We start from the raw sequence: 17,693 nt of genomic DNA on the forward strand, positions 1-17,693 counted from the left end.
CGAGCTTCCTCTCTATTTGACGATCCGGTAGCAGGGATTGTATTTCTTGCCCGGCAGCTTCATGCGATGCTGCGCGACGAAGGATGCCAGCAAGGCGTCCATCGGATCCATGATGCTCTTCTCGCCATGAATTTCGAATCGACCGTACTGCTCGATCGCGCGAATGCCCTGATCCTTGACATTGCCCGCCACCACGCCTGAAAACGCGCGACGCAGATTGGCCGCGAGCAAGTGCCGCTCCTGGTTCTTCTGCAGGTGGAGATTGCGCATGTTCTCGTGCGTCGGGATGAACGGCATCTGGAACTCGTGGTCGATTTTCAGCCGCCAGTTGAAGTAGTAGGCGTCAGTGGTCTCCTTGCGGAATTCGCGCACTGTCTTGATTCCCGCATACATTTCCTGCGCGACCTTGGCGGGATCGTTGATGATGATTTTGTAGCGCTGCTGCGCTTCCGGCCCGAGCGTTTCGCCGATGAAGTGATCGATCTGTTCGAAATAGTCCTTGGCGCTGACCGGGCCGCTGAAGATGAGCGGGAAGGGCAGCCTGGCGTTGTCGGGGTGCAGCAGGATACCCAGGATGTACAGGATTTCCTCGGCCGTTCCGGCGCCGCCGGGAAAGACGACAATACCGTGCCCGACACGCACGAAGGCTTCGAGGCGCTTTTCGATATCGGGAAGGATCACCAGGTCGTTGACGATCGGGTTCGGCGATTCCGCCGCAATGATGCCCGGCTCGGTCAGGCCGAGATAGCGGCCATTGATGATGCGCTGCTTGGAATGGGATATGGTCGCGCCTTTCATCGGGCCTTTCATCGCTCCCGGGCCGCAGCCGGTGCAGATGTCGAGGCCACGCAGGCCGAGTTCGTAGCCTACCTTCTTCGAATAGTCGTATTCCTCGCGCGAAATCGAATGTCCACCCCAGCACACGACAAGGTTTGGATTGATCATCGGCGTGAGCACATCGGCGTTGCGCAAGATGTGGAAGACCGAATCGGTCACGCCTTCGGACTTGGTGAGGTCGAACTTCGGATTGTCGTGGATCTCGTCATTGACGTAGATGACGTCGCGCAGAACGGCAAACAGATGTTCGTGGATACCCTTGATCATCTTGCCGTCCACGAAGGCGATGGCCGGCGCTCCCTTGATGTCAAGCTTGATGCCGCGCTCGCGCTGGATGATGCTGATTTCGAATGACTTGTAGCGATCGAGCAATTCCTTGCCGTCATCCAAGGGGCTGCCGCAATTGAGTACTGCAAGGGAACAGTTCCGGAATATGTTATACAAGCCGCCGTGGCTGGTATCGAGCAATTTTGCGACTTCGGACTTGGAGAGGATGTCCAGGCGGCCTTCGGGGGAGATTTGGGTGTCGACGACTTGATGATCCATAGAGTGTAGAAATTCCTGTTGCATGCCTCCGGCAGCCCGCTTTGGCGCTCTCGGCATTCAACTTGCGCGAAAAAGTAATGGTATGAGTATACACACTGCCTGCCCTTGTGGACATTGCGCGACGGCATAAAGCGATATTGGCTTGCCGGAACGCACGGCGCGACCGGTCAGAACGGGGCGAAGGGGAGAACGTTTCCGGTGCGGCTGCGTCGAATCCAGAATGTATCAAGTGATAACGCGTTTCTTGTCCGGCGAAGTCAAGCAGTCGACTTCCCCTGAACACCATTCCATTCGAAGGCCAGGCAGAGGAAATGACGCAGAAGATCCGGTCCGATGACGCGAGCGAGCGCATGCGCCTCGAGGCGCTCAATCAATACCGCATTCTGGATACGGCACCCGAGCAGCAGTTCGACGATATCACGACGCTGGCGGCCAATATCTGCGACACGCCAATGGCGGTTATCACGCTCATTGACCAGAACCGGCAATGGTTCAAGGCCAAGATCGGCATCAGTGTCGACGAGACGCCGCGTGAAATTTCATTTTGCAACTATGCAATCAAGCAACGCGACCTGTTTATCGTAAACGACGCGCAAAAGGATGCGCGTTTCATCGACAATCCCCTGGTTACCGGCTCGCCGTTCATCCGCTTCTATGCCGGTGCACCTCTGATCACACATGATGGTTTTGCGGTCGGCACCCTGGGCGTGCTCGACAATGTGCCGCGCGTTTTGACACACGAGCAGTTGCAGGCCTTGCGCATTCTCGGGCGCGAGGTGGTGGCACAGCTCGAACTGAGAAAGAGCCTCGATACGCTGGAGCGCACGGTACGGGAGCGCGATCGCACCCAGCAGCAACTGCGCTTGTCGCACAAACACCTCGAAAACCGGGTGGCAGAGCGGACCGCGGCGCTGAACATTGCGAATGCCACCCTCAGGGCGCAATTCGATGAAAGGGGAAAGGAAGCGGCGCACTCGCAGGCAATCATCGACAGCCTGCCCGGGATCTTCTACGTGTTTGACGAGGAAGGAAAGTTCTTGCGCTGGAACCGGAACTTCGAGAGGGTGACCGGGTATAGCCATGATGAAGTGGCGAGGGCAAGTCTGCGCGATTTCTTCGGAAGCGATGCGGACAAGGATCTGGCAGAGGAAAGAATGCGGAGCGCCTTGCTCAAGGGCGAGGCATCGCTGGAGGCGGATCTGATTACCCGCGGCGGCGAGAGAATTCCTTACTACTTCAGCGGCGTCAAGATCGATCTCGACGGCCAGGCCTGCGTGTCCGGCATGGGATTCGACATTACGCAACGGCGCCAGTCCGAGGAGTCTCTGCGCCTGCGCAATCGGGCCATACAGGCCAGCGTCAACGCCATTGTCATTACCGACCTGGACGGCAATATCGAGTACACGAATCCCGCGTTCGAGCGGATCACCGGCTACTCGGTGGCCGAAGTGGTGGGATGGAATTGCCGCTTTCTTCAGGGCCGGGATACGGATCAGGCGGGGGTGGCGGTCATCCGGCGCGCGGTGCGCAATCGTGAGGAAAGCTCGGTCCTGCTGCGCAATTACCGCAAGAACGGCGAGTTGTTCTGGAACGATGTGCATATTGCGCCGGTGCGCGGGCCGGATGGCAATGTCACCCATTTTGTCGGTGTGCTCAATGACATCACGGAGGTCAAGCGCTACGAAAAGGAGCTTGAACGCCAGGCCAATTTCGATTCGCTCACCGCCCTCGCCAACCGGAACGTGCTGAAAGACAGGATTCTGCAGGCCATCGCGACCGCGCAGCGAAGCGGCACGTTCGTGACGATCGGCTTCATGGATCTCGACAACTTCAAATTCATCAACGACAGCCTCGGGCACAACGTCGGCGACGAACTGCTCAAGGGCGTGGCAGAACGCCTCGCGACCTGCCTGCGCGGGCAGGATACCGTGGCGCGTTATGGCGGCGATGAATTCGCCTTCGTGCTGGTGGGGCAGAAGGATGAAAAGAGCATCGCCGTTCTCATGGATCGGATCCTGAAGACCATCGGCCGGCCGTTCAATATCGAGGGCCACAAGCTCTACGTCAGTTGCAGCATCGGGCTGAGCACGTATCCCAAGGACGGAAAGGATGTCGACACCCTGCTCAAGAACGCGGATGCGGCGATGTACCGCGCCAAGGATCGCGGTCGCAACAACTTCCAGTTCTATACGCCGGCGATGAACAAGCGCGTGACGGAGCGGCTGTCGCTGGAATCGAAACTGCGCCAGGCACTCGCGGACAACGAGTTCGCATTGCATTACCAACCCAAGGTGGATTTGCGAAGCGGCCAGATCGTCGGTGCGGAGGCGCTGCTGCGCTGGTATCCGGCCGGCGGGAATGTCGTGCCGCCATCGGCCTTCATCCCGCTGGCGGAAGAGACCGGGCTCATCGTTCCGATCGGCGAATGGGCGCTGTATACCGCATGTGCGCAGAGCAAGGCATTGCAGGACGCCGGATTTCCGCCCTTGCGGGTGGCGGTGAATATCTCGGTGCGCCAGTTCGAGCGCGAATCGCTGGTGGGAATGGTGCGCCAGGCTCTCGAAACATCCGGCCTCGATGCACGCTATCTGGAACTCGAACTGACCGAGAGCCTGGTGATGCAAAATCCGCAGGAGGGCATCAAGATCCTGCACGATCTCAAGGAAATGGGTGTGCGGCTTGCGATCGACGATTTCGGCACAGGCTATTCCAGTCTCGGTTATCTGCAACGCTTCCCGGTCGATCGGTTGAAGATCGATCAATCTTTCGTGCGGGATATCGGTGCCGATCCGAACGATGCCATCATTGCCCGCGCCATCATTTCGCTGGGACACAGCCTTGGCATGAGCGTGATTGCGGAGGGCGTTTCCAGCCAGGAGCAGTTGGCGTTTCTGCGTGAGAACGGTTGCGATGAAATGCAAGGTTTCCTGTTCAGCCGCGCCTTGCCGATCGACGAATTGACGCTGCTTCTGAAAGGCAAGGACGCGCTCGACCTGCATTGATTTCCTCGCATCCATCAAATGCCCGCAGCGATAAATTTCCCTATCGCAGCCTTCGTCGAGAAGCGCAATCAAGGCAGGAACTATTGCGGCATTTCATGATCTTTTATTTAAGTTTGATAAAGACACATTGCGGACAAAGGGCACTGCTTGTTGCCCCTCGTACATTTGACATCCCAGATGTCTCCTTCAACGTCGACCGTCCTCGTGCGGTATCGATTCCTGCCGGAAGAGAGCCTTGTGCTGCTCCGGTTCATCGTATTGTCGGTTCCGAAAAAAACTGGCTTTGGCAGGCGGTTGAAAAACTACTGCGCGGACCGATTTTTGGGTCTGCGGCGCTCTGCGTACCGCTTGTACGCTTGCGCTCCTCGACCCAAATCTCGGCCCGCTCGCTACGTTTTTCAACAGCCTGTTAGGGCTCATACGCGTGGTCGCGCGGGAATTTCTCGCGCACCGCGTCGGTAAGAATGGGAGAGGCTATGCCATTTCGATTATTCCGTCTTTCATTGCGGTTTGTATTGCCTCTTGCACTGGTGCTTGGCTTGTTCGCGTATGCGGTGGTTCCGCTGGTGGATAACCTGACTTTGCACTGGTTCATACGGGATCTTGATGCACGTTCGCAATCGCTCGCGAATGCCTTGCAGGATCCGCTGCTTGAGTATGTTCCGCAGAGGTCGGAAAAAAAGATCAGCCAGTTGTTCGAACGCGCCTTGCGCGATGAACGGCTGTACGCCATCGGGTTCTGCGATCCGGGCGGCAAGTTGCTTTACAAGACGGTTACCTATCCACCTTCGCTCGGTTGCCACATGGGCCAGGAAAAGGGCGGCAAGACGCCGTCCCTGGTGACGTTTCCGCAGGGTTCGCTGCATGTTTCCGAGAGCCTGCTGGAGGGCGATGGCCAGTATCTTGGCAAGCTGATCCTGGTGCACGACATGAGCTTCATCGAGAAGCGCAGCGCCGATACCAAGAAATACATCATCGTGCTGTTTGCCATGATGGCGGTCGTGATTTCGCTGATCACCGTGGTGGTGGCGCATCTGAGCTGGCGCGACTGGATCTCGTCGGTCAAGAGCATTCTGCGCGGCGAGATCGGGCCGCGTCCGCAGCAGCGGTCGACTCCGCCGGAAGTGCGGCCGCTGGAGGGCGATCTGCGCGTGCTGCTGCGCCAGTTGAATATGGAACGCCATACGCGTGACGACGTCACGCATTTATGGACGCCGGAAAAACTGCGCGCGCTGTTGCACGAAGAACTGGCCGGCGACGAAATCCTGGTGGTCTCCAATCGCGAGCCGTACCTGCATTCGCGCACTCGCAAGGGCATCGAAGTGCAACGGCCGGCCAGCGGGCTGGTGACGGCGGTCGAGCCGGTGATGCGCGCCTGCTCCGGCACATGGATCGCGCACGGCAGCGGTTCCGCCGATCGCGAGAGCGTCGACCGCAACGACCGGGTTCCCGTCCCGCCTGGCAATCCCTCCTATACCTTGCGCCGGGTGTGGCTGAGCAAAGAGGAAGAGCAGGGCTACTACTACGGCTTTGCGAATGAAGGTTTGTGGCCGCTATGCCATATCGCGCATGTGCGGCCTGTGTTCCGTTCCTCGGACTGGGAGCAGTATGTCGCGGTCAATCAGCGTTTTGCCGATGCCGTGGTCAAGGAAGCACATACCGATGATCCGGTCGTGCTGGTGCAGGACTACCACTTTGCCTTGCTGCCGCGCATGGTGCGCGAGGTGCTGCCCAAGGCGACCATCATCACTTTCTGGCACATTCCCTGGCCGAATCCCGAATCCTTCGGCATCTGCCCCTGGCGTGAAGAAATTCTCGAAGGGCTGCTGGGCAGCACCATTCTCGGCTTCCACACGCCGTTTCATTGCAAGAATTTCCTTGAAACCGTGGACCGCTACCTGGAGACGCGCATCGAGTATGAATCTTCGACCATTTCCTATGGCGGCAAGCTGACCCAGGTAGAGCCGTACCCGATTTCGATTGCCTGGCCGGAGCCCAACATCGTGCAGCCAAGCGTGTCCGAATGCAGGTCATCGATTCGCGAGGAGCACGGCATGTCGCTCGACCATCTGCTGGCGGTTGGCGTGGACCGGCTCGATTACACCAAGGGGATTGTGGAACGTTTTCAGGCGGTCGAACGCATGCTGGAACTGCACCCAAATCTCGTCGGCAAATTCACCATGATCCAGATCGCCGCGCCCACACGATCCTCGCTCGACGAGTATCAGAACTTCGAGGCGCGCGTGCGCATGCTGGTGCAACGCGTCAACAGCCGCTTCTCCAGCGGCAATTATCAGCCGATCATCCTGAAGGCCGAGCATCACGATTCGGAACAAGTGAATCGGTACTACCGCGCGGCGGATGTGTGCATGGTGACCAGCCTGCACGACGGCATGAATCTGGTTGCGAAGGAATTCATCGCGGCACGCGACGATGAACGCGGCGTTCTCGTGCTGAGTCAGTTCACGGGCGCGGCGCGCGAATTGCATGAAGCGCTGGTAGTCAATCCCTATCATATCGAGCAGAGCGCCGATGCCTTGTACCGCGCTGTCACCATGCCTGAAGTCGAGCAGCGCGAACGCATGCGCAGCATGCGGGCGCTGGTAAAAGACTTCAACATCTATCGCTGGGCAGGCCGCATGCTGCTCGACGCGGCACGCCTGCGGCAGCGCGAACGGATTACCACCAAGATCCGCTCGCACAGCCGCAAATCCTTGCGCCGGGTGGTATGAGCATGGAACTGCTGTTTTCCGAGAGCGGAATGTCGCGCCTGGCCGAGATCGCGCGGCCGGGCCTGTTGTGCGCGTTCGACTTCGACGGCACGCTGGCACCGATTGTGAAGACGCCGAGCGAGGCGCGTCTGCCGGAGGAGATGCGCGAGCACCTGCTGCGATTGTCGGACTACGCGCCGGTGGCAATCATCACCGGCCGCTCGCTGCAAGACATCCGGGAGCGCGTCGGCTTCACGCCGGATTTCCTGGTCGGCAATCACGGCATCGAAGGCGTTCCCGGCTGGGAGTCGTATGCCGCCGAACACGAAGCGCAGTGCCGACGCTGGCATGCCCAACTCGCGGACGCCTTGCACAACATGGATCCGGGCATCAGCCTGGAAGACAAGCGCTACTCGCTTTCCGTGCACTACCGTCTGGCGCAGGATCCTGCCGCAGCGTGCGAGCAACTCGCGGCCTCCGTGGCGAGGCTGGAACCTTCTCCGCGCGTGGTCGAAGGAAAGTTTGTACTTAACCTGCTTGCGCCGGATGCCCGCCACAAAGGCGATGCGCTGGTTCAGTTGATGCAGGTCAGCAATGCGCGCAGCGCGCTGTATATTGGCGATGACGTGACCGATGAGGACGTGTTCCGCATGCGGCGCGAAAACGTTTTGTCGGTCAGGGTCGAACAGGACGCAAGCAGCGCAGCCGATTTTTACCTGCCCCATCTGCGCGATATGGCGCTGGTCCTGACGCAGCTTATCGAAAGGCTGCAGTCGACCGGCGCGCGCAACTGGCTGGGATAGGGACGACAAGGCGGCGACATGGCGACGACTGACGACCGATAGACCAATAAGAGGTCATTTTTTTTTTACGAATTGTTGAGGTTGTGATGAACGCGACACATATCGGTGCGATCGACATCGGCGGAACAAAGATTGCGGCCATCGTGGCCGGGCCGGAAGGACCGCTTGCACGGGTCACCAGGCCGACCGTGAAGAGCGGGCCGGTGCGGGCGCTTCCCGACCAGGCGATCTCACTGATAAATGAGGCTTGCGCGCAGGCAGGTGTGGACCCCGCCGCGGTGAAAATCGCCGGCATCGCTTCCTGCGGGCCCTTCGTGCGCGAGCACGGGTTTCTCGGCCTGTCCACACCAAATCTTTGCGGAGGCCACACCGCGGCTGTCGACCTGCCGAACGACTGGAATGTAATCCCGCTGGAACAGGTGCTGCGCGAACGTTTCGACAAGCTGGTCATTGAGAATGATTGCGTCGCGGCGCTCGCCGCCGAACGGACCTTTGGCGCCTTGCAGGGCGAGAACGATTGCGTGTACGTGACCTGGAGCACCGGCATCGGCTTCGGCCTTTGTGTGGATGGGCATATCCTGCATGGCAAGCACGGCAACGCCGGCCATGCCGGACACATGCTGATGACCGAGCAGATGGATGCACTCTGCGGATGCGGCAATCGGGGCGACCTCGAGGGCCTGATATCCGGCCGCAATGTCGGCCGGCGGCTGAACACCTCGACTTCGGAGCTGTTTCGCGCGGCGCGCGACGGCGACGAGCAGGCACGCGAGATTGCCGCCGAAGCCGCGCAGTGGTTCGGCCGCGCCTTGTACAACTTGACGGCGACGCTCGATACGCGCCGGTTTGCCGTCGGCGGCAGCGTCTGGTTGCATCACGGCGACTGGCTTGCTCCCATCGTTCTTGAAGAAATCGAAAGACGGTTTCCGGCATTGACCAGCGGCGTTTCCGTCACGACCGCCGCCTTGGGCAGTCTGGTGGCGGACATCGGTGCGCTCAGTCTCATCATCCCCGAAGAATGGATCGCGCCGTGGCGGGCGACCCAGCCATGGCAAAAGCTCGCCAGCTAAATCTTGTCTTCGAATCAATCCAGTCTGGCCATTTTCCGGTAATTAGCGCCAATCTTTGCGCAAGTTATCCTTGCGCAAGGAACTTTTGCCGATTCCTTGCGCCATAGCAATTACGGTGCTGCGGCCGCGTCTAGCATTCTAGTCAAGTACCGCGTGTGGATTTCATTGACTGATTTTCAAGGACTTATTGCATGATGATGGCGTCTCCATTGGCAAGCCTGCCGCAGGAATGGCAGATCTGGATCAGGGACAACCTTGCTCGATCCTGCGAGCGGGGCAGCATGGCGCATGTCATGGTCCGCGACGGCAAGTTCGACGCGCGACTGGCGCAGGCGGCGATCGAGGAAGCGCGGCGGACATCGCGCATGCCGGCAGCCCGCCCGCAACGGCAGCCGATGCCGGAAGTCGATACCAGCAGCAATACCATCCAGCTGGGCGAGCAGGCCGTCGAGGTCTTGTTCAGCCTGAAGGCGCCGCGCATTGTCCTGCTCGGCAATGTGCTGAGCCACGAAGAATGCGATCTGCTGATCCGCTACGGCGAGCAGCGCCTGGAGCGCTCGCCCGTGGTGGCGGACAAGGACGGCAGCAATGAGGTGACCGCCTACCGCACCAGCCGCGGCGCGATGCTGCAGCGGGGCGAAACGGAACTGGTGGCACGTATCGAGGCGCGGCTGGCCGCGCTTGTGCACTGGCCGGTGGAGAATGGCGAGGGCATGCAACTGCTGCGCTATGAAAAAGGCAACGAATACCGTCCCCACTTCGACTGGTTCGATCCGGCATTGCCCGGGCCGCGCAAGCACCTGGAGCGCGGCGGGCAACGTGTCGGGACCATCGTGACCTACCTGAGCGACGTGGAGCAGGGCGGCGGCACTTCTTTTCCCAATCTGGGTTTGCAGGTGCAACCGAAGAAAGGCTGTTCGGTGTTCTTTGCCAATACGGACCCGTATGGCACGCCGGACCAGAAAACCCTGCACGCCGGCGAGCCGGTTGAAAAAGGCGTGAAGTTCATCGCCACCAAGTGGCTGCGCGAGCGCGAATACCGCTAGCAGGCTGCTGAAAAACTACCGCGTGGAGCACATTCGCTGCTCCGCCGTCCTTCCCCTCCCGCCTTTCCTCGCTCCTCAAGTCGTCACGTTTTTCGCACATCGACAGGGAAGTTATTCCGGATTTCCATCCATCACGCAATTCCCCTTCTCTGAAGTAAATTAAAAACATGCACGTTTTCAACGGCTTAGCACGCTTTTGCAGTGTCGATACACATGGCACGCCGAGTGCTAATACAATGAGGAAGGCATTTGCCTCGTTATAAATCAAATAGGAGATGAGGATGAAATTCATGTTCATACGTCGCATGTTGACGTTGGCCGGTGTTGCACTGCTCGCTGCGGGCCCGGCCCAGGCGCAACAGCAGTTCATCAATGTCCTGACCGGCGGCACGAGCGGGGTGTATTACCCGATGGGCGTGGCGCTGTCGCAGATCTACAGCAAGGCGATTCCGAATGCCAAGGTGTCGGTGCAGGCGACCAAGGCGTCCGCCGAAAACCTGAACCTGCTGCAAGCCGGACGTGGCGAAATTGCCTTTACGCTGGGTGATTCCCTGTCCGACGCATACAAGGGCGACAAGGAAGCCGGCTTCAATGCGCCGCTGAAAAAACTGCGTGGCGTGGCCGGCATTTATCCGAACTATATTCAAATCGTGGCGTCCGCCGATTCAGGCATCAAGACGCTGGCTGACCTCAAGGGCAAGCGCATTTCCGTCGGTGCGCCGAAATCCGGCACCGAACTCAATGCACGCGCCATCTTCAAGGCTGCCGGCCTGAGCTACAGCGATTTTGCCAAGGTCGAATACCTGCCGTTCGGGGAATCGGTGGAGTTGATGAAGAACCGCCAGCTCGACGCAACCCTGCAATCGGCTGGCCTGGGCGTGTCCTCCCTGCGTGACCTCGCCACCTCGATCAAGATGGTGATCGTGCCGGTTCCGCGCGAGGTTGTGCTGAAGGTGGGCGATCCGGCTTATCAGTCCGGCGTGGTGCCGGCCAATACTTACGAGGGCCAGACCGCTGCCGTACCGACAGCTTATGTGCAGAACTTCCTTGTGACCCACGAAGGCGTTCCCGCCGACACGGTCTACAAGATGACCAAGTCCATGTTCGAGAACCTCGATCAGCTGCTGGCCGCGCATGCCGCCGCCAAGTCGATCCGGAGAGAGGCCGCCACCATCGGCATGCCGGTTCCCCTGCATCCCGGCGCGGAAAAGTACTATCGTGAAGTCGGCGTGATCAAGTAATACACAAGCACTAAAGAATGCGGGCGGCGCGTGCGCCGACCCGCATCGATACCACCCAAGGAGATGTACATGTCCGATCTCGATCTTCATGCGCATGGGCACGTGCCCGCTGACGCCGAAGAATTCCAGGAACACGGTGTCCAGCGCAAGCTCGGCGGCAAGACGCTGAAACTCATCGTTGCCTTTTCGCTGCTGTTTTCGACCTACCAGCTCATTGTTGCAGCCTTCTCGCCGCTATCCAGCCTGGTGATCCGGTCCTTGCATGTGGGCTTCCTGCTGCCGCTGATCTTTCTGCTGTACCCGGCTTTCAAGGGTTCCAAGCTGTCGCAAGTTGCATGGTACGACTGGTTGTTTGCCATCACAGGCTTCGCGCTGTCGTTCTATCACTGGATCTTTGAGGCGGACCTGATCGTGCGAGCGGGCGACCCGAGTGCTGCGGACATGGTGGTCGGCACGATCATGGTGGTGATGGTGTTCGAGGCGGCACGCCGCATCCTCGGCCCCGCGCTGCCCATCGTGTGCGGAACCTTCCTTGCGTATGGCATGTTCGGACAATATCTGCCCGGCGTGCTCGCCCATCGCGGCTACGGCTTCGACCAGATCGTCGGGCAGTTGTATACCGGTACGGAAGGCATCTTCGGCATTCCGACCATGGTGTCGGCAACCTACATTTTCCTGTTCATCCTGTTCGGTGCCTTCCTTGAGCACGCGGGCATGATCAATCTTTTCAACTCCCTCGCACTGGGACTGGTCGGCCAGGCCAAGGGCGGACCGGCGAAGGTCGCGGTGATTTCTTCCGGCTTCATGGGCACCATCTCCGGTTCGGGCGTGGCGAACGTGCTGACGGTCGGCCAGTTCACGATTCCGCTGATGAAGCGCTTCGGCTATACCTCGGTATTCGCCGGCGCGGTGGAAGCGACGGCGTCCATGGGCGGCCAGATCATGCCGCCGGTCATGGGGGCGGTCGCTTTCATCATGGCCGAGACGCTGAATGTGCCTTATGTCGAGATCGTGAAGGCGGCGGTCATTCCCGCCATCCTCTATTACTGCACCGCGTTCTGGATGGTGCACCTCGAAGCGGGCCGGGCGGGATTGTCGGGCTTGCCGAAGGACCAATGCCCGAATCCGTGGCGCGCGCTGAAAGAGAGCTGGTATCTGGTACTGCCGCTGGCCGCTTTGGTGGGCATGCTGTTCCACGGCTTCACGCCGATGTTCGCGGGCATGACCGGATTGGCGTTGACCGCGATCCTGATCCTCGGCGCCTCCATTGCGGCAAGCCTGTCGAAGATGGCATTCCGTTACGTGTTCTGGGTCGCGGTCGGTCTCGCCGCAGCGACCTTTACCAAATGGGGCATCTACCCGGTGCTGGCGGTCATTGCCGTGCTCGCGCTTGGCTGCCTGAAGGTGAAGGGCGGCAGGGAGACGCTTCACACCATCAAGATGAGCCTGGTCGATGGCGCCAAGCAGGCGCTGCCGGTGGGGATCGCCTGCGCGATCGTGGGCGTCATCATCGGTGTGCTGACGCTGACCGGCGCGGCATCCAGTTTTGCGGGCTTCATCCTGCAAGTCGGCGAAACCAGCCTGTTCCTGTCGCTGGTGTTGACGATGCTGGTGTGCCTGGTGCTCGGCATGGGCATTCCGACCATTCCGAACTACATCATCACCAGCTCGATCGCCGCGCCCGCCCTGCTCAAGCTCGGTGTGCCGCTGATCGTCAGCCATATGTTCGTGTTCTATTTCGGCATCATGGCCGACCTGACGCCGCCGGTTGCGCTGGCTGCGTTTGCCGCTGCCTCGATTGCGAAAGATTCGCCGATGAAAATCGGCTTCAAGGCGACGCAGATTGCGATTGCAGGTTTCGTCATTCCCTACATGGCAGTCTACGATCCGGCCCTGATGCTGCAAGGTCAGTGGACGGTGCCGGCGGTGGTCTATGTCGTCGTCAAGGCTTTGCTGGCGATCACGCTGTGGGGCGCAGCTGCCGTGGGCTTCCTGCTCACGCCGCTGAAACCGGTTGAGCGCATCATCTCGGCCATTGCGGCGCTGATGCTGGTTGCCGCCGTGCCGCTCACCGACGAGATCGGATTTGCGATGACGATCGCATTTTTCGGGTGGCACGTCTGGCAAAAGCGCAGGCTTGCACTGGCGTGAGCGGACTCTGTCTGGCAGCCGCCGCCTTGTCGGTGGCGCTGCCTTTGCAAAGCTTCACGCTGGCGTGGACGCATTCGATCGAGAAAATCCGCTGGGAAGAGGATTACCGGATCGTCGACCAGCGCCTGCAACTGGTGGAGGCGCGCGTTCGAGGCCACGGGGCCGGTATGGAGCCGCCCGAAGGTGCAGTTCTGAAGGACGGTGTGTGGCATTACCGTCCCGCGCTGCCGCCGCTGCCGCGCGTGCAGTTGGCGCGTTCGAGCTATGTCGCTGACTACGAAATGTGCTGGGACGGACGATGCCGCCCCATGAAGGACATCGCTGGTCCGGTGGAAAAGGCGCCCGTGCTCGAGCTATTTCCCTGCGACCTTCCCTGATGCATCAGTGGCCGGTTCCCCATAGAGCAGGCCCTTGCGCAGCAGCAGTTTCTCCAGTTCGACCACGACGAACACAATCATTGACAGCGCCAGGCAAAACGCCAGTTCTCCGAGCGTCAATGGCTGCGTGCTGAAGATCGGATTCAAGACCGGCACGTAAATGGTCGCGAGCTGCAGCACGAAGGTCAGCGTGACCGCACCCAGCAAGGGCAGATTCGAGAACAGGCCCTGCTTGAACAGGGACAGTCTTTCCGAGCGGATGGCCAGGACATGGGTCATCTGCGACAGGGTCAAAACCGTAAATACCATCGTCTGCCAGTGTGCCGATCCGGTGTGAATCGCCCACGCCTGGGCGAACAGCGACACTGCCGCGATGGTCAGCCCGACCCAGATGATGTGTTGCCACATGCCGTGCGCAAAAATGCTTTCCTGCGGCGGGCGCGGCGGGCGTTCCATCACGCCTTTTTCCGCCGGCTCGGATGCCAGCGCGAGGCCGGGCAGACCGTCGGTCAGGAGGTTGATCCACAGGATGTGAATCGGCAGCAGGGGGATCGGCAAGGTGAAGAATGGCGCGAGGAAGATTACCCAGATTTCCGCCGAATTGCCGGTCATGGCGAATCGGATGAACTTGCGGATGTTGTCGAAGATGCGCCGCCCCTCGCGTACTGCGCCGACAATGGTGGCGAAGTTATCGTCGAGCAGCACCAGGCTGGATGCTTCGCGAGCGACATCGGTGCCGCCTTTGCCCATCGCCACGCCGATATTGGCGCGCTTCAATGCCGGTGCATCGTTGACACCGTCGCCGGTCATCGCCACAAATTCGCCACGCGCTTGCAGTGCTTCCACAATGCGGATCTTCTGCGCCGGATCGACCCGTGCATAGACGCGGATGTGAGCCACCTTGGACCTGAATACCTCGTCGTTCATGGCAGCCAGCTGCGCTCCAGTGACCACGCTGTCCTTGTTCCCGGCAATGCCGAGCTGGCGTGCGATTGCCAGTGCGGTGGCAGCATGGTCGCCGGTGATCATTACCGGCGTGATTCCCGCCGTTTTGCACAAGTGCACGGCTTCCTTCGCCTCCGGGCGCGGCGGATCGATCAGGCCGACCAGGCCGATGAATACCAGGCCGGTTTCAATGACGGCATGGTCCTGACCCTCAGGGATATCAGACCAGTGTCGGCGTGCAATCGCCAGCACGCGCAAGCCGCGCCTGGCCATATGGTCCGCCGCGGCAAGAATCGCTTCACGCTCGAAACTCTCTTCGCCATGCGGCCCCAGCGCCGAGTTGCAGAGCGGAAGCACGCATTCCGGCGCGCCCTTGGTGTAGGCGATGAAGGCATTGCGGTGCCGGTGCAGCGTGGTCATGCGCTTGCGGTCGGAATCGAAGGGCAGTTCGAACACCCGCGCGGCGGTGGTCTCCAGTTCCGCCTTGTCGTGACCCGCCTCGAATGCGGCCAGGTAGAGTGCAACTTCGGTCGGGTCGCCGGTGACATTGTCGAGCCGGTCGCGGCTGGCATCGTTGGACAGCGCCAATGCGGCGAACATGCTGTTCCAGGGTTCCTGGGCCGGCACGTCGTTCCACTTGTGCGAGACGGTGGTGGCGGTGCACAGCTCTTCCACCCGCATCCGGTTCTGGGTGAGAGTGCCGGTCTTGTCGGAGCAGATGTAGGTGACCGAGCCGAGGGTTTCCACCGCGGGCAGGCGTCGCATCAATGCATTCTGCTGGACCATCTTGCGCGCGCCGAGCGCGAGCGAGATGGTGACGACCGCCGGCAGGGCTTCCGGAATGGCGGCGACGGCCAGGCTGACGGCAGTCAGAAACATCAGCACCATCGCCTCGCCGCGCATCAGGCCGACCACAAAAATGATGGCGCAGATCGCGAGCACAGCCAGGCCCAGCCGCTGCCCGAATGCGGCCAGGCGTTTTTGCAGGGGCGTCTTGAGTTCTCCGCCGGACTCCATCAGGCGCGCGATCTTGCCCAGTTCGGTTTGCATGCCGGTGGCGACCACGATGCCGCTGCCCCGGCCGTAGGTGGCGGTGGCGCCCTTGAAGGCCATGTTGACACGGTCGCCCAGCGGCACATCCGGCTGCTGCATTATCCTGACGTGCTTTTCCACCGTACTGGCCTCGCCGGTCAGCAGCGCCTCGTCGATTTTCAGGCGCACCGCCTCGACCAGACGCAGATCCGCCGGCACGACGTTTCCCGCCTCCAGCATGACGACATCGCCGGGTACCAGTTCGTCGGCCGGAACCGTGGCACGCTCGCCGCCGCGCAGCACCGTGGCACTGGTCGCGGCCATTTTTTTCAGGGCAGCCATGGCCCGTTCGGCGCGCACTTCCTGCGCGAACCCGATGACGGCATTGAGCAGTACGATCACCACGATGGCGAGCGTGTCCTTCACTTCGCCGATCACGCCTGAAATGATCGCCGCCGCCATCAGGACCAGGATCATGAAGTCGGCGAACTGATCGATGAACATGCGCCAGATCGGGCGCGGTGGCGCTTCGCGGATGAGATTGGCGCCGCAGGTCTGCAGACGTTCCGCAGCCTGATTCTGAGGAAGTCCTGTTCCCAGCGAAACACCGATCTGTTGCGCGACGTCTTCCACGCTCAAGGCATGCCAGGCGGTTGCTTTATGTTTGTCCGCGGCGGGACTTGGTGCAGCCATTGCATTCATTGAGGACATAGGCATTGAGGAGATTGCTCGTACATCAGGCGAGGCGAATGCCGGAAAGATGTTCTATACGCTACCGTTCAAGGTGGCGGATTCATATGACTTGCGTCAAGGCGGCCAGCATTCTCACGAGAGGGTTTGTGTACGAGTGGACGCATTTAAACCGCGCCCGCATGTGAGTCAAATGTTATCAAATTACAACGACAAGCCCGTTTCGCAGCGCACGCGGCAGGAGGCCCCGGTCTTGCCTCAGTGTTTCCCGGATTTGAGTTGCACCATCTTCATCAGGGCATACAGGCTTTCCAGCACGGGAATGTCGACATTTTCACGGCGCCCGGCCCGCACGGCGTTGCCGAGAATGGCTTCCACTTCCATCGGTCGGCCGTTTTCAAAATCGAGTGCCATGCTGGTCTTGTAGAGCGGCGCATCGCGCGTTCCGTCGAGGAGCTTGCCGATCAGCGAGTCCGACAAGGGATGGCCGGTGGCGGCCGCGACGGCGGCCACTTCCTCCATCGCGCGCCGCACGAAGGCTTCGCCGCCTTCCGCATGCAGGATGTGGCCGGTGTCGAGGACGCCGCCGAGGACGGAAATCGGGTTGAACACCGCATTCCACACGCATTTCTTCCAGCGCGCGGTGATCACGTCTTCCGTCAGCGTGCAGGCAATGCCGCCGCGTTCAAGGAGCTTGCCCAATTGCCGCGCACGGTCGCTCAAGCCCGACGGATAATTGCCGAAGCTCAGACCGCCGAAGGCGAAGTGTTTCACCTTGCCGGGCGCGATGCGGCTGACCTGCACGAAGGCGAGGGCGCTGATCAGTTCATTGCGGGAAAAGGCCTGCGCGATCTCTGCTTCGATCTCGATGCCGTTTTCGATTAGCACGATCACGGTGTCCGGCCCCACTGCATTGCCCATCAGGGCGACGCGATCGGTCCCGTCCACCACCTTGACGCAGACCACCAGGTAATCCGGCGGCCCGCCTTGATAATCCGACACCTCGCGCAAGGTCTGGGAGGGCCGGAAACACCGCTTTCCAAGGCTGTCGCTGTCAATTTCATAACCCTGTTCGCGCACGACCTCAAGCTCCGAACGGCATACCACGGCGACATCGGCGCCGCCCGCCTGCAGTGCCGCACCGTAAAAACTGCCGATCGCGCCGGCGCCGATGATCAGAACCCGCTTCTTTGCCTCTGTAGCAGCAGTCACTTCGCACTCGCTCCTGGATGAATGGCGCCG

General features: G+C 60.4%; 11 protein-coding genes. 8 read left to right on the forward strand and 3 right to left on the reverse strand.

Annotated features, from left to right (window positions below; all coding sequences use genetic code 11):
- Positions 1–12: 12 nt before the first annotated feature.
- Positions 13–1,383: a nucleotide 5'-monophosphate nucleosidase PpnN gene (gene ppnN / locus VJ651_RS18485; RefSeq protein WP_324108847.1), complete on the reverse strand. Its 1,371-nt coding sequence runs from the start codon at positions 1,381–1,383 to the stop codon at positions 13–15.
- A 311-nt stretch (positions 1,384–1,694) separates the two neighbouring features.
- Here ppnN and VJ651_RS18490 point away from each other — a divergent pair, with 311 nt between their 5' ends.
- The 8 genes from VJ651_RS18490 to VJ651_RS18525 all read left to right on the forward strand — a co-directional run bounded on the left by VJ651_RS18490 (position 1,695) and on the right by VJ651_RS18525 (position 13,784).
- Positions 1,695–4,385 carry a sensor domain-containing phosphodiesterase gene (locus tag VJ651_RS18490; protein WP_324108848.1) on the forward strand — a complete coding sequence of 897 codons (2,691 nt, stop codon included), beginning with the start codon at positions 1,695–1,697 and terminating at the stop codon, positions 4,383–4,385.
- Positions 4,386–4,861: 476 nt separating this feature from the next.
- Positions 4,862–7,117, forward strand: a complete 2,256-nt coding sequence (locus VJ651_RS18495) for a trehalose-6-phosphate synthase (protein ID WP_324108849.1) — start codon at positions 4,862–4,864, stop codon at positions 7,115–7,117.
- A 2-nt stretch (positions 7,118–7,119) separates the two neighbouring features.
- Positions 7,120–7,899 (forward strand): trehalose-phosphatase, encoded by a 780-nt coding sequence (gene otsB, locus VJ651_RS18500; protein WP_324108850.1) that lies wholly within the window; start codon positions 7,120–7,122, stop codon positions 7,897–7,899.
- An 86-nt stretch (positions 7,900–7,985) separates the two neighbouring features.
- Positions 7,986–8,969, forward strand: a complete 984-nt coding sequence (locus VJ651_RS18505; protein ID WP_324108851.1) for an ROK family protein — start codon at positions 7,986–7,988, stop codon at positions 8,967–8,969.
- Between the two features lie 191 nt (positions 8,970–9,160).
- Entirely contained in the window at positions 9,161–10,015 is an 855-nt protein-coding gene (locus VJ651_RS18510) for a 2OG-Fe(II) oxygenase (RefSeq protein ID WP_324108852.1), read from the forward strand.
- 281 nt (positions 10,016–10,296) lie between these two features.
- Positions 10,297–11,256 carry a TAXI family TRAP transporter solute-binding subunit gene (locus VJ651_RS18515; RefSeq protein WP_414691354.1) on the forward strand — a complete coding sequence of 320 codons (960 nt, stop codon included), beginning with the start codon at positions 10,297–10,299 and terminating at the stop codon, positions 11,254–11,256.
- Positions 11,257–11,325: 69 nt separating this feature from the next.
- On the forward strand, positions 11,326–13,407 hold the full coding sequence (locus VJ651_RS18520) for a TRAP transporter permease (RefSeq protein WP_324108853.1): 2,082 nt from the start codon (positions 11,326–11,328) through the stop codon (positions 13,405–13,407).
- Entirely contained in the window at positions 13,404–13,784 is a 381-nt protein-coding gene (locus VJ651_RS18525) for a DUF1850 domain-containing protein (protein ID WP_324108854.1), read from the forward strand. The genes VJ651_RS18520 and VJ651_RS18525 overlap by 4 nt, the downstream gene beginning before the upstream one ends.
- On the opposite strand, the gene VJ651_RS18530 is transcribed toward VJ651_RS18525, so the two are convergent.
- Positions 13,761–16,454, reverse strand: a complete 2,694-nt coding sequence (locus VJ651_RS18530; RefSeq protein WP_324108855.1) for a calcium-translocating P-type ATPase, PMCA-type — start codon at positions 16,452–16,454, stop codon at positions 13,761–13,763. The genes VJ651_RS18525 and VJ651_RS18530 overlap by 24 nt on opposite strands.
- Positions 16,455–16,709: 255 nt before the next feature.
- The gene (locus VJ651_RS18535) at positions 16,710–17,663 is read right to left on the reverse strand and encodes a 2-dehydropantoate 2-reductase (protein WP_324108856.1); all 954 of its coding nucleotides are present in this window, start codon (positions 17,661–17,663) and stop codon (positions 16,710–16,712) included.
- Positions 17,664–17,693 lie beyond the last annotated feature (30 nt).

It is taken from the genome of Noviherbaspirillum sp. (genome assembly GCF_035254865.1).
Classification (GTDB): domain Bacteria; phylum Pseudomonadota; class Gammaproteobacteria; order Burkholderiales; family Burkholderiaceae_D; genus Noviherbaspirillum.